Source organism: Chitinasiproducens palmae, assembly GCF_900095735.1.
GTDB classification, from domain to species: domain Bacteria; phylum Pseudomonadota; class Gammaproteobacteria; order Burkholderiales; family Burkholderiaceae; genus Chitinasiproducens; species Chitinasiproducens palmae.
On sequence record NZ_FNLO01000012.1, the window covers coordinates 107,116 to 120,650 of the forward strand.

Annotated in this window: 12 protein-coding genes; 9 read left to right on the forward strand and 3 right to left on the reverse strand. The window is 65.2% G+C overall.

Annotated elements, in window-relative coordinates; translation table 11 throughout:
- Positions 1 to 26 precede the first annotated feature (26 nt).
- Entirely contained in the window at positions 27 to 1,304 is a 1,278-nt protein-coding gene (locus BLU54_RS18310) for a glycosyltransferase family 4 protein (protein ID WP_091911635.1), read from the forward strand.
- A 178-nt stretch (positions 1,305 to 1,482) separates the two neighbouring features.
- Positions 1,483 to 1,806, forward strand: coding sequence for a hypothetical protein (locus BLU54_RS18315; protein ID WP_091911637.1), 324 nt, complete (start codon positions 1,483 to 1,485; stop codon positions 1,804 to 1,806).
- Between the two features lie 437 nt (positions 1,807 to 2,243).
- Here BLU54_RS18315 and BLU54_RS18320 read toward each other — a convergent pair whose 3' ends face one another.
- From BLU54_RS18320 to BLU54_RS18330, 3 genes are all read right to left on the reverse strand, one after another.
- Positions 2,244 to 3,824, reverse strand: coding sequence for an amino acid adenylation domain-containing protein (locus tag BLU54_RS18320; RefSeq protein WP_091911639.1), 1,581 nt, complete (start codon positions 3,822 to 3,824; stop codon positions 2,244 to 2,246).
- Positions 3,825 to 4,570: 746 nt separating this feature from the next.
- Positions 4,571 to 5,704 (reverse strand): porin, encoded by a 1,134-nt coding sequence (locus tag BLU54_RS18325; protein WP_091911641.1) that lies wholly within the window; start codon positions 5,702 to 5,704, stop codon positions 4,571 to 4,573.
- A gap of 220 nt (positions 5,705 to 5,924) precedes the next feature.
- The gene (locus BLU54_RS18330; RefSeq protein WP_091911643.1) at positions 5,925 to 7,079 is read right to left on the reverse strand and encodes an aromatic ring-hydroxylating dioxygenase subunit alpha; all 1,155 of its coding nucleotides are present in this window, start codon (positions 7,077 to 7,079) and stop codon (positions 5,925 to 5,927) included.
- A 334-nt stretch (positions 7,080 to 7,413) separates the two neighbouring features.
- Here BLU54_RS18330 and BLU54_RS18335 point away from each other — a divergent pair, with 334 nt between their 5' ends.
- The 7 genes from BLU54_RS18335 (at position 7,414) to BLU54_RS18365 (ending at position 13,533) form a co-directional block, all read left to right on the forward strand.
- A complete protein-coding gene (locus BLU54_RS18335) occupies positions 7,414 to 8,190 on the forward strand; it encodes a helix-turn-helix transcriptional regulator (protein WP_091911645.1) in 777 nt (258 codons plus the stop codon).
- A 520-nt stretch (positions 8,191 to 8,710) separates the two neighbouring features.
- Positions 8,711 to 9,514, forward strand: coding sequence for an IclR family transcriptional regulator (locus BLU54_RS18340; RefSeq protein WP_091911647.1), 804 nt, complete (start codon positions 8,711 to 8,713; stop codon positions 9,512 to 9,514).
- A 75-nt stretch (positions 9,515 to 9,589) separates the two neighbouring features.
- Entirely contained in the window at positions 9,590 to 9,898 is a 309-nt protein-coding gene (locus BLU54_RS18345; RefSeq protein WP_091911649.1) for an EthD family reductase, read from the forward strand.
- 132 nt (positions 9,899 to 10,030) lie between these two features.
- Positions 10,031 to 10,417, forward strand: a complete 387-nt coding sequence (locus BLU54_RS18350; protein WP_091911651.1) for a carboxymuconolactone decarboxylase family protein — start codon at positions 10,031 to 10,033, stop codon at positions 10,415 to 10,417.
- Between the two features lie 19 nt (positions 10,418 to 10,436).
- The gene (locus tag BLU54_RS18355) at positions 10,437 to 11,321 is read left to right on the forward strand and encodes an NAD(P)-dependent oxidoreductase (protein ID WP_211435375.1); all 885 of its coding nucleotides are present in this window, start codon (positions 10,437 to 10,439) and stop codon (positions 11,319 to 11,321) included.
- A gap of 124 nt (positions 11,322 to 11,445) precedes the next feature.
- Positions 11,446 to 12,636 (forward strand): ABC transporter substrate-binding protein, encoded by a 1,191-nt coding sequence (locus BLU54_RS18360; RefSeq protein ID WP_091911655.1) that lies wholly within the window; start codon positions 11,446 to 11,448, stop codon positions 12,634 to 12,636.
- A gap of 24 nt (positions 12,637 to 12,660) precedes the next feature.
- Positions 12,661 to 13,533, forward strand: a complete 873-nt coding sequence (locus BLU54_RS18365) for a branched-chain amino acid ABC transporter permease (RefSeq protein ID WP_091911656.1) — start codon at positions 12,661 to 12,663, stop codon at positions 13,531 to 13,533.
- Positions 13,534 to 13,535: the final 2 nt, after the last annotated feature.

Consider the following 13,535-nt stretch of genomic DNA (forward strand, 5'->3'; position numbering starts at 1 on the left):
GCCACTCTCATGCGGAGCGCAGCGCGATGGAACTCAACCGGATGAGCCCAAGAGCACGGGCTAACGCCAGCGACTTCAGCTATATGGTGATTGATCAGAGCGGCGAACTCGGTGGCGCCGAGCTCGCACTGCTGCCATTACTAGAACACTGGGGCGACCGCTGCCAGACTGTCCTGTTCGACAATGGACCATTCGCGGAACGAGTAGCGGCATTAGGCGTCAATATGTCGGTGTTAGTGGAGGCGCGCTTGAACTCAGTGCGGAAACGCGGTGGCAGGTTACAGCGCACGGTACAAGGCGTCGCGGCCATGCGTGCCATTAGAAGGCAGATAGACAGTCTGACCGAACTTGCACGTCGAACAGACATAGTCTATGCGAACACGCAGAAGGCACTGGTGCTAGGCGCAATTGCGGCAAAGCGAGCCGGAAAGCCCGTCATATGGCATGCACATGACATCATGAGCCGCGCACACTTTTCCGCACTCCAACTGATGATCGTGCGGCAGATCGTTCGCTCCCGAGTCGATCACGTCATTGCCAATTCGAACGCATCCGCGCGGGCCATACAGACACTGACCGGCATCGCGCCCGACCGCATTGATGTGCTGCCCAATGGGATCGCGGCAGCACCTTTCGAGTCGGTTACGAGTGCCCGTTGTTCAGCATTGAGAAAGTCGATAGGAATCGGCGACGACGTTTTCGTCGCCGGCATCTTCGGACGCCTGGCTAAATGGAAAGGCGTACACGTCGCCTTAGACGCGATCGCGCTGCAGCCCTTGATGCACTTGGTTGTCGTCGGTGGGGCATTGTTTGGCGAGCATGCCTACGCGGCACAACTTCAAAAGCGTGTTGCAGAACTGGGGCTTGATTCGCGAGTACACTTCGTCGGCTTCAGCAACGATGTGCCGGCCTGGATGAAGGCCGTTGATGTTGTACTGCATGCTTCTGTCTCGCCGGAGCCGTTTGGGCGGGTCGTGGTCGAGGGCATGCTTGCACGCAGGCCGGTTATCGCAACAGCCGCTGGCGGCGTAACCGACATTATTTCCCATCGCGAAAACGGCGTCCTCGTGGCACCGGGTGACCCGTTCGCATTGGCCGACGCGCTTGCCGCCGTCGCCTCGTCGCCGGTATGGGCGCGCTCGCTCGGCGACCGAGCATCTGAGGACGCTTCTCAACGATACCGCTTGGACGTTTACGTGCAATCGGTGTCTCAGATTGTCTTGCGGGTTGCAACACACGCGGTGCGCTCCGTCGCTTCATATGAACCTTTGCACGCCGAACCCGCCGCGGAAGCGGCTGCATAAGGGACGAATCGGCATTGGCCCGCAGTCGTCGTCCGGCCGTTCGCCGGGCGGTGTCGAGGCGCCTGGGCCCGGCGGTTTGCGGCGGTTCGCGGCGGATCGCCAGACTCACGGCGTTCTGCAAGGTTTCTCGTTCCAGTCGTCTGTTTCGCATTGCCTTGATCAACGGAGACTATCGAAGATGACACCCCGAAAACGTACGGCGCAGCAACGGCATGAGCATGCGAAGGACTTCGTCCGGCTGAACTGTGGTCATGAGGTCGCACGCGCCGGCTCGCAGATTCGCAGCCGCCGCGCCACATCGCTGGTGGCCGGCATCGAGGAGGCGCGCTCGACGTATGTGCGCGAACACGGCGGCGAGACCGCCGACGCGTTCCTGGAATGCATCGAGAGCTGGCTACTGGAGCGCGGCAGCACCGTGGCCGCGTCGGCGATGCAAGGTTATTTCCGTACGCATCTTGCCCAAGCGATCGACGGCGGCGCCGGCGGGAAGCGACGCCAGTAATCCTGTCGCGGGCCGGACATCCTGGCCGACAGGGCTGGCCATCAATGCCGGACGTGCGCTCGATTGCGGAATGGGGCCGCCTGTGCGCGCGTATCGAGACAATTACCGCAGCGCACCGTCGATAGTCGCACCGGTTCGGTCCAGCTTGGGTTGGCATCCCACACTGAGCGTTCCATCGCGGGCCCCGTCGCGCCCCCTATCGCGCTCGACGTCGCGCCAAGCCCCGTCTGACAGCGCGCGGACCGGCCGATGCCGCTCCTGGTCCGGCGATGCGGTCGCGCATCGCCATCGCGCCTGACATGGCAAAGGCGATCGCCGCACGCGACTCGCCACGTTGCGGCAAGACCTTTTGGGCCGCCAATCACTGCATCGAGCGAAATCCGCACATGACGGCGCCACCACGCAAACGCCGTCTCACCGGGTGACGCAAAAGCGGCTCAGGCGGCTTCCGCGATGCCACCTTCGCAGAACGACAACAGCCGCTGCCGGTCCACCTTGCCGTTAACGTTGACCGGGAAGGTCTCCAGCTTGACGATGCGATTCGGCACCGCATAGGCGGGCAATGCCTTGCGGCACGCTGCGGCAATCGTTTCGGGCGAGGCCGCCGCGCCAGTCACGAAGCCAACCAAACCGCTCGGCATGCCGAGCGCGTCGCGCGGCCATGCGACGACGGCCGTCATCGAGGCATCGCTGCACTGTTGCAGTGCGTGTTCGACGTCCTGCAATTCGATGCGGTAGCCCCGGATTTTCACCTGCGTGTCGATGCGTCCATGGAAGCGCATGCCATCGCGTGCACATGCGCTGACCAGATCGCCGGTCCGGTACCAGCGTGTCGCCTGGCGGCCCGCAAACGCGCGCTCGAAGAAGCGCGCATGGTCAGCCGGGTTGTCGGAGATATAGCCCTGCGCGAGTTGCGGTCCGCCGAGCAGCAGTTCGCCCTTCTCGCCATCGAGCACCGCTTCGCCATCTTCGCCGACGATCACCGTTTCCTCGCCAGGCAGCGACCATCCGAGCGGCACGACGCCGCCGTCGAAGCCGGCCAGCCAGTCACGCTCCACCTCGAAACGCATGCACGAAATGGTGGCTTCGGTCGGCCCGTACAGATTGCGGATACGGCAGTTGGGCGCCGCTGCCGCCCAATGCCGCGCCAGCACGGTGGGCAAGGCCTCGCCGCAGAACATCGCGACACGCACGTCCGGCAGGCTGTCGGGCTTCAGCTTGCGGAATTGCCGCAGGAAATTGGCGGCCGACGGCACGGATCCCCAGTGTGTCAAACGATGTTCGATCGCAAACTGGGCCATGTACAGTGGATCGCTGCTGGGCGGCACATACAGGCAGCCGCCATTCGCCCAGCACACGAACATGTCGTGCACGGACAAGTCGAAGGTCAGGTCGAAGAACTGACTGAAGCGCGCGCTCGCCTCGGCAGGATCGAGCTGTACCTGGCGCTCAACGTACGCCGTCGCACTGGCGTGACTGATACGGACCCCTTTCGGCACCCCGGTCGTGCCGGAAGTGAACAGCACGTAGGCCGTGTCGCTGTCGCTGCGGGGCAACCGCGACACGGGGGGATGCGTCGGCGCGGCCGCGATGGCGTCGCTGATCCGCAGCACGCGGATATGCGGGTCGAGCATCGGCAGCAAGGCGTGCAACTGGGCGTCGCACTCCGCGCCCACCAGCAACGTCTTGCTGCGCGACCGGTTGGCGACCGCCACATTTCGGCTCAGCGGAAATGTCGGATTCAGTGGCACGTAGCTCATGCCGGCGGACAGGATCCCCAGCAGGCCGGCATAGGTGTCGGCATGCCGATGCGACAACAGCAGACAGCGTTCCGCACCCTCCACATCGGCTCGCTGAGCCGCCGAACCGAAACTCGGCGCCGGCAACGCGGCCAGGCTGCGCGCCACCGCCGACGCGCGTCGCGCCAGCTGCGCATAGCTGAGAGTCTCGCCAGCGACCCACAACGCGGGGGCATCGGGCGTCACTTGAGTCCGTTGGAAGAAGAATGCGTCCAGCATGGCGGCTCCTCGTCGGCGGCATGCGACCGCGGGGCCAGGCGGCCCGGCGCGATCGACTTTTGGAGATGAACAGTTGGAATCGTCGCGGCACGTGCTGCCAGCGACGACGTCGGACACAGGCGCGCCGCGACAGAACGTCGTCGGGCCTGCCATCCGGCTTGACGAACACTAAGCGAGCGCAATTTGTAAGACCGTGCCCGGGCGCACATAGCTGTCGCCGACGGCGCGTCGATCATCCGCCGCGGTTGTCGTGACATTGCGCGCGTTCAAGCGCCGCAAGGCGCCGCGTGTTTTCGGGTCGGCGCGAGCGGGACCGGCAAACTGTCGGGTCGCGCAGGAGAGGAATGCCAGACGGCGCGAACCCGATGGTCGGGGAACGGGAAAGCCTCTGACGGCGACCGCCGCTGGCATGAGGGCGGCACTGAGGCCAAGCCACGCGGCGGCGCCAGCGTGACGCAGGCGAGAAGGAATGCGGGCGTCGAACTCGCTTGAAGCCCACGCCGGTCGAAAATGCCGCGAGTCACCCGCGGCGGAGCGCGCGGCACCGGCAGCGCGCAAGCAGGCGGAGCGAGTGCCCCCCGGGCAGACGCTATGATTGCACTGTCGTACTATCGCCCTGCCGCCACCTCGGCGGCAGGGCCTTACGGTCACGCAACCCGGTCACGCAATCTGGTCACGCACTACGGTCGCGCCGCCCGTGTCCGCCAGCGCGTCGCCCCCGAGAGACAACGCGCCCGCAGCTTCGCTCAGAACTTGTGCCGAATGCCCGCGACGACCAGGTTTTGCGTGCGCCCTGTCGAGGGCGAATTGAGGTAGATGTCGGCCGTCGCGAACGCGCCGGAAACGCGTTGGAACACATTGAACAGATAGATGTCGGTCCGCTTCGAGAGGAAATAGTCGATGCTGAGCTGTGCCGTATGCCAGTGCGGATTGCTGGCGACGCCGCCATAGCTGGCCCGCGTGTAGATATAGCCGCCGCCCAGCACCAGTGTCGGTGTTACGTTGTACGTGAGCGACGTGTCGTAATTGGTCATGCTCAGGCTGGTGCCGTCGCGGTAGAACAGATGCGAGTTGGTCAGCAGGACATTCCAGCGCCAGCGCGAGCCGAACTCGTAACGACCGCCGATACCGACGTTGCGGTGCTTGTCGACGCCCACCGCCGTGCTGAGGGGACTGGTGTGGTAGGTGAGGAACGGCGCGCCGGCGTAGTCATCGGAGGCGGTACCGCTGGTGTTGATGGTGCCCGGCAGGTCCATCTCGGTATAGGCGGCGCCGAGCAGCAGTGGGCCGTTCCGGTAGCCCGCGCCCACGCTGTACATCCGGTTCACCGCGAATTCGGACTGATTGCTGAAGCCATACATACCGGTCATGTTGAAGCCGGCGAATGTCGGCGTCACGTATTTGACCGAGTTGCTGTATCGCCAGCTGCCCATCGAGTTGTCGAGATCCCCCGGATGATTGGCCAGGCCGTTGGCGGCAACGGCGGTGACGAACGGTGTCAGATAGTCCGTGAACATATCGTACTGACGTCCCATCGTCAGCGTGCCGTAACGATCGTCGGACAGGCCGACGAAAGCCTGGCGACCGAACATGCGGCCGCCCTGACCCAGCTTCCCGTTCGTTACGTCGAAGCCGTTTTCCAGCACGCCGATCGCGCGGCTGCCGCCGCCCAGGTCTTCGGCAATTCGGAACCCAACCCGATTGTTCTGGTTGGTGCCACTGAGCATCTTCACCGCGGAGCTGCCGCCCTCGTTGTTCACGTAGGCGACGCCTTCGGACAGGATGCCGTAGAGCGTGACGCTGCTCTGCGCGCCGGCATGCGGTGCCGTCAGTCCGAGCAGCAGCCCCGCCGCCGAGGAAAGTGCGATGCTGGTCTTCATCTGTGTCTCCGTTTTCTTATGGGTGCACGACCGTTGCGTCGTTGCGTCGTTTGCCGGACTTCGCCGGCTTGATGATGAGTACAACTCAATGCATGAGATACGGCCAGGTCCGGCAGGCACCCCGTATTTTTCGAGATCGAGCGCAAGCTGCCACGCAATGCCGGCACGCCCGACACGGCTCGCCCGGCCTCGGTCAGCCTCGCGCCGGGCGCAACCTAACTCAGCCGGCCGCGTGCGCCGGGGTGTCTTGGAAGTTGATCACCACCGGCTCGGCAAGCGCTTGCCTGGCCTCGGCCTCGGCCATCGCACGCCGCTTCAAATACGTCCTGGTCGCGACGGCGGGCGCATCGCTGGTTACGGAGATCTCGTAGTGGTTTTCGTCGACATCGTCGAGCACTTTCTCGAGCGCGCCGAGCGCGTCGACGTCCTCATTGAACGCGGCGAACAGGCTTTCGTGCATGAATTCGCCGATCTTCTCGTCATCCAACGCAAAGTCGCGCCCGTGCACGATGAAGTAGTGCATGCTCGAATGGTCTTCGGGCGTCAGGATGTGTGCGGTGGCGATCTTGAATTCCTTGCGCGCCGACTCGGACAGTGCGGAGTCGTATAGCGTGACGCTGACCCGATGCAGCCCGGGCGACAGGAACTCGGACGTAACAATTCGCGCCGCCGTGTTGCACCCGTCCAACCCCGTCGTCTTGCCCCATACGGGCGACAGCGTGGTCGGCACGACCTTGCGGAGCAGCGTGTAATGCCCTTCCTCGAGTTGCGTCTCGAACGGGGCGTACGCATAGTCCGGCGTACCGATGGTGGCGGCATGCAGATAGCTGAGATGGGTCAGGTCCATCAGGTTCTCGTGCATGCTGACGTAGTTGCCAGGGTGCTTAAAATAACCCGACGTGCACCGCCAGTCGTCGCGCTCGAACCATTCCTGGTGTGGCAGACGCGCGTGGTCCGCGGTTGCCGGATCGCCCATCCAGATCCAGATCAGCGGACCGCGCTCGGCCGTCGCGTAGCGCTTCACGCCGATGCCGCGCGGACAGTTCTTCTGCGATGGCACTTCGATCAGGTCGCCGTTGCTGTCGTAACGGAAGCCGTGATAGCCGCAGATGATGTCGTCACCGTCCAGCCGGCCGAGGGAGAGCGGCAGCGAGCGGTGCGGGCAGCGGTCCTCGACGGCGACGACCTCGCCAGCCTCGGTCCGATACATGACGACGCGTTTGCCGAGCAGCTTGCGCGGCGTGAGCGCACGGCCGACCTCTTCCTTGAATGCAGCGACATACCACTCGTCGAAGATGAAGGGCGTGTCGCGATTGGCCATGCGCGCGGCGGCCTTGCGCGATGCCGCCATCAGTTTCTGCGATGGAAGTGTCATAGGGATCTCCTGGTGCTGTGATCGGACGATGTCGGCCTGGCGCTGGGCGGGACGGCCCTGCGCCCGCGAAGGCGCCTGCACAGTCGTTGCGTCCACGCGGCCGGCGGACATCGCATTTCTCGATGCCGCTACCGTATCGCGTCACTGCCGCGGCGCTGTCCACCGAAGAGACGACGGGGAAACCAGAACGCCGGTTGCCGCGAGGCATGTCTGCGCGCATGGCGGCATGGCGGCGCGAAGGTCGAGCGCGCGCCTCCGTATAACCCCGATGTGACGCGCGCACCAAAACGTCTAAGCTGATTTAGTTCACACGTTAATTCAAAAGAGACCCACCATGATCGACGTCTGGGATGCCGGTCTTCCCGCGCCGCGCGAGCCGGGCGGCCTGGGACGCCTTGCGTGCAGCATCGGCACCGATACGTTTCCCGCCGCCTTCCTCGATTGCCTGCAAGCCAATGTCGACGCCGCGCATTTCTCCGTGATCCGTGTCGCTGCGCGCCGCCCGTCGCTGCTGTTCGCGGGCACCCAGCATCGCGATCGCCACCTGGTGTATCGCTGCTGGGATGCATACGCCGCGCAGTACCACCAGCACGACCAGCTGTTCGAGCGCATGCGGCGGCTTCACCAGACCGGCGGACGCGAGCCGGTTGGCCGCCTGAGCGCCGACGACATTGCGTTTCTGCCCTACCGGCGCGCCATCTACACCGAGAACGGCATGAGCGAGCGGCTGTCGAGCTATTGCGTCGATACCGATGGCACGCCGGTACTGCTGAATCTGTATCGCCACCATGAGCAGGGCCCTTTCAGCGATCTCGAGATCGCCTCCTTCGAGGCACTCGGGCCCGCGCTGGTCCGCTTGATCGGCGGCCACCGCGCCCTGCGGGAAGCGCAACGGGCGACCGACAGCCGCGCCGTGCTGCGCGGCATCGAACCGACGCTGTCCGATCGCGAAGTCGAAGTCTGTGCCCGCCTGCTCGACGGCATGACGCACGCCGGCATCGCGGCCGACCTGGGCGTCAAGGAAAGCACCGTCAAGACCTACCGAAACCGCGCGTTCGACCGGCTCGGCATCCATTTCCGCAGCGAGCTGTTTGCCCTGTGTCGGCGTTGATCGGCGTTGATCGGCGTTGATCGGCGTTGACCGCCGTCGACCGGCCTGACCGCGACGGCGCCGGCGTGGCAACAGCCGGCGCCGTGCCTGGTACCGGGCGCCGCGTCGGTCTGCGCGTGCCGAGCGTGGCGATACGCGCCCGACTGATCGCCAAGGTGGCTCCGACCGCTCCTTCCACCCGGCCCCGCGCCGCGCCAACGCACGACAGTCGGGCCGCCGGCAAGCTGCCTTGCTGACCCCCGTCGCTGGGTTCCGCGCGCCATTCCGCTCCGTTCCGCGCTCCACTCAACCTCCAAAGCGCCATCGAGGCCCGGCGCGTCGACGCGCCGCCGCACCTGGACCCGTCCTTTCGCGGCCGCCTCGCGCCGCCTGCTCGCGCTCGTGAGCGCACTTCTCGCGTTGGCCACGGAGCGCCGGCCACCGCCGCTCGCGCTCGTCCCGTGCCTGCCAAGCGCCGGGCTTAGGGTACAGTCGGAGCTGACCGCCAAGGCGGTTCAGACCATCTCCGGAAACACGCACAATGAGTGACGAAAGAAGAGGTATTGGTTCGATCGAGGTCGGCGGCAAGCTGCTGCACGCGCTGGTCGACAATGGCGCGCCCCTGTCGCTGGGCGAGTTGGCGAAGCGCGCCGGCATGTCCTCCGCAAAGGCCCACCCTTATCTGGTCAGCTACGGGAAGATCGGCCTCGTTCAGCAGGATCCGATCACCGGACAATACGAACTCGGCAGCTTCGCATTGCAAATGGGCCTGATCAGCCTGCAGATGCTGGACCCGATCCGCATCGCCATTCCCGAGGTGATCACGCTTGGCGGCCAGCTCGGACACACCGCGGCCATCGCCTCGCTGGGCACCTACGGGCCGACCATCGTCTTCATCAACGAATCGAGCCAGCCGATCCACGTCAACATCCGCGCTGGCACGGCCATGCCGCTGCTGCGCACCTCGACGGGCCGTTCGTTCGCGGCCTACCTTGCGCCGACCGAAGTCGAGCGCCTTCTTGCCAGCGAGCCGCCGCACGAATCGCAGTTCGGCGGACGCTACAAGGCGTTGACCCGCAAGGAGATCGACAAGATGCTCGCGGAAGTGCGCGAACACGGCATGTCGCGCGCGGTCGACGAGCCGGTAAGCGGCATCAGCTCGGTCGCGGCACCCGTATTCGACCGCCACGGCAAGATCATCCTGGTGGTGACGTCGATCGGTCCGTCGGGGACGCTCGACGCGCGCTGGGACAGTCTGATTGCGCACGATCTCAAGCAATGCGCGCGTCGCATCTCGGCCCGCCTGGGTCACAACGAACGCGCGTCACCATCCGGTCAGGGTTAACGTCGATTCAGCTTTGTTTAACGACTTATACAATAGCTAAAACTTCGCTCAAAACGAATTAGCTAGGGAGTCGTGATGCACAAGCTCGTGGTCCTGTATCCGCCGCCGACCGACCGCGCCCATTTCGCGCGCTACTACGTCGAGAAGCATCTGCCGCTGGTGGCAACGCTGCCCAACCTGCGCGCCAGCCGACATTCACTCAACGTCGAAGGCGCGGGTGCGCCCGCGCCCTACTTCGCAATCTGGGAAGGCGAATTCGACAGCGAAGCAAGCATGGGCGAAGCCATGCAGAGCGAAATCGGTCAGGCGATCGCCAACGACGCGCAGAACTATGCGAGCGGCGGCGCCGTCGTCATGCACTACGAAGTCGCATCGGCCGGCTGACGCGACGCCACACCCAGGTCGAGACCCCACGCCGGGGCGCGCCGGGGCGACCACGCAACGCACCTCACCTCGGACAAGCCGCCGAATCTTCTGCGGCTTGGCACACACTCGTCTATTAGGAGAACTATCGGGATGCCGGACAGCAAGGAAACTTTCGAGGCGGGCATGAAGGTCAGGCGCGAGATGTTCGGCGCGGCCGGCGCCGACGATCAGATCGCCAACGCGACCGACTTCACGCGCGACATGCAGGACATGGTCACGCGCTATTGCTTCGGCGAGACGTGGAATCGTCCACCGTTCGATCGTCGCATGCGCAGCATCCTGACAATCGCCATGCTGGTCGGCCTGAACCGGCCGAATCAATTGCGCGTGCACATCCGCGGCGCGATCGCCAACGGCGTACACGAGGACGAAATTCGCGAAATTCTGATGCACGCGATGATCTACGTCGGCGTGCCCGCATCGGTGGACAGCTTCATGCATGCCGCCGAAGCGCTCAAGGAAGTGGGACGCGGCTGAGTCGACGAGGATCTGGAAAATGAACATCGGTTTTATTGGTATCGGCAACATGGGCGGCCCAATGGCTGCCAATCTCGCTCGCAAGGGCTTCGCGGTCACCGTTTACGACAATGACGCAGCGCGCGCGGCCCGCTTCGGGCAAGAGCATGACACCGGCGTCGCCGAGACACTCGCGCGGCTCGGCGAGAACGACGTGATCGTGACGATGCTGCCCACGGGTCCGATCGTCACCCGTGTACTGCTCGGCGATGCCGAAGCCGGCGAGCCCGGCCTGCTGGCCTCGCTGCGTCCCGGCACGGTGGTGATCGACATGAGTTCGTCGGAACCGGTCGGCACGCAGGAACTCGGCGCGGCGCTGCGCAAGGAAGGCGTCTACCTGGTCGATGCGCCGGTCTCCGGCGGCGTGCCGCGGGCGCAGAGCGGCGAACTGGCCATCATGTACGGCGGCGACGACGTGCAGGCGATCGAACGCGTGTTGCCGGTGCTGTCGGCGATGGGCACGCGTCTGTTCGCGACCGGTCCGCTCGGCTCGGGCCATGCAATGAAAGCGTTGAACAACTATGTGGCCGCGGCCGGCTTCGCCGCCTGCGCCGAGGCACTGATCATCGGCAAGCGGTTCGGACTCGACGCCGGCAACATGGTCGACATCATGAACGTGTCCACCGGACGGAATTTCCACACCGACCTGACGCTGAAGGAGCACGTGGTCGGCGAGAAGTATGCGACCGGCTTCGCGATCGGCCTGCTTGCCAAGGACGTACGCATCGCGGCCGAGCTGGGCCGCGCGGTGGGTGTCGACGCGCCGGTCAGCCGCCTCGTCTGCGATCGTTGGGCGCAGGCCCGCGACGCGCTGGGCGCGGAGCGCGACAACTCCGCCGCCATCCTCGCCTGGTCGCCGGCCTGACGCCCCGTCCACGCGGTCGCGCGCACGCGCGGCGCATGCACCGCGCGTGGCCGATGCGCCGCGCGTGCCGCGCGCCGGATGGAAAGCCGGCGCGTTCCATACAATAAAAGTTGGAGTGAGACGAATGATCAACGCTTCCAGTCAGGCGTCGCCGTCTGCCGCGCTGCGCGCGCTCTACCGCGCAGCCGGTGTCGCGCTCGCCACGTTCGCCTGCCTCGGCGCGGCCCGCGCCGCCGAACCGATCAAGCTCGGCATCGTGCTGTCCACGACCGGCGGCGCGTCCTACCTCGGCGATCCGGCCGAAAAAGCGCTGAAACTGTACATCGATCGCATCAACAAGGCGGGCGGCGTGATCGGCCGACCGCTCCAGGCCATCTTCTACGACGACGCCGGCGACGCGAACCGGGCGCGCACGTTCGCGACGCGGCTGGTCGAGAACGACCGCGTACAGATCGTGCTCGGTGGTTCGACCACCGGCACCACGATGGCCATGGTGCCGGTCTTCGAAGGCGCGGAGATTCCCTATATGTCGGTGGCCGGCGGCGTGAACATCGTCGAGCCGGTGCGGAAATGGGTCTTCAAGAGCCCGCAGACCGACCGCATGGGCTGCCAGCGGATCTTCGCCGACCTGAAGGCGCGCAAGCTGACCAACATCGCATTGATTGCCGGAACCGACGGCTTCGGCACGTCGATGCGCGCGCAGTGCGTGAAGGTGGCGCCCGACTACGGGGTGAAGATCGTCGCCGAACAGAGCTACGGCGTCACCGATACCGACATGACGCCGCAACTGCTCAAGCTGAAGGGCGCGCCGGGCGTGCAGGCCATCGTCAACACGGGCGCATCGGGCCAGGGCGCGGCGATCCTGACGCGCAACTATGGCCAGCTCGGCATGCAGAAGATTCCCCTGTATCAAAACCCGGGGGTTGCGTCGAAGAGCTTCATCCAGCTTGCCGGCGCCGCTGCGGAGGGCGTGCGGCTGCCCGCGCCCGCGCTGTTGATCGGCAAGCAGTTGCCCGACAGCGATCCGCAGAAACGCGTCGTGCTCGATTTCACGCAGGTCTACGAGCAAGGGACCGGACAGCCGGTGTCGAGCTTTGCCGGTGGCGCCTACGACGCGCTGATGATGGTGGTGGACGCGATCAAGCGCGCCAATGGTACCGATCCCGCCAAGGTGCGCGACGCACTGGAGAAGACCCGGGGCTACATCGGCACGGCCGGTATCGTGAACATGTCGCCCAAGGATCACCTCGGTTTGCCGGTCGACGCCTATCGCCTGCTGGAAATCCACGACGGCGACTGGAAACTCGTGCAGTGACGCCGTGCGTTCCGGAGATTTGCGATGAATGATCTTGTCCAGCTGCTGGTCTCGGGCCTGACGGTGGGGTCGGTGTATGCGGTCGTCGCGATCGGCTTCACGCTGATCTACGCGGCCTCCGACGTGGTCAACTTCGCGCAGGGCGAATTCGTGATGATCGGCGGCCTCACCACCGTTTTTCTGTCGATGCATGGCGTGCCGCTCTGGGCGGCCGCGCCGCTGGCCGTGCTCGTCGCGATCGTAGCCGGCCTGTTGTTGCAGAAGCTGGCCATCGAGCCGGCGCGGCAGGCATCGGACGTATCGCTGGTGATCATCACGCTTGGCGCGTCGATCTTCATTCGCGGCGTGGCCGAGCTGGTCTTCGACAAGCAGTTCCATTCGCTGCCGCCGATCTCTTCGCGCCCGACGGTCCACATGCTCGGCGCGTCGATCACCACGCAGAGCCTCTGGGTGCTGGGCAGCACGCTCGCGATGTTCGCTGGCCTCTACCTGTTCCTGCAACGGACCGTGACCGGCAAGGGCCTGCGGGCGTGCGCATCGAACCGACTGGCCGCCAAGCTGGTCGGGATCAACATCTCGTTGTCGCTGTGCCTCGCGTATGGCCTGTCGGCGGCACTGGGCGCACTCGCTGGCGTGCTGGTCACGCCGATCACGCTGACGCGCTACGACATCGGTGTGCTGCTCGCGATGAAGGGCTTCTCCGCGGCGCTGCTGGGCGGGATCGGCAATCCGCTCGGCGCGGTGCTTGGCGGTCTGCTGCTGGGCCTGCTCGAATCGCTGGCGGCGGGCTATCTGACCTCCGTCTACAAGGATGGCGTGGCCTTCGTGGCGCTGATCCTCGTATTGCTGACGATGCCGGGTGGTCTGCTGGGCAGCAAGGCCGTCGAACGCGTCTGAAA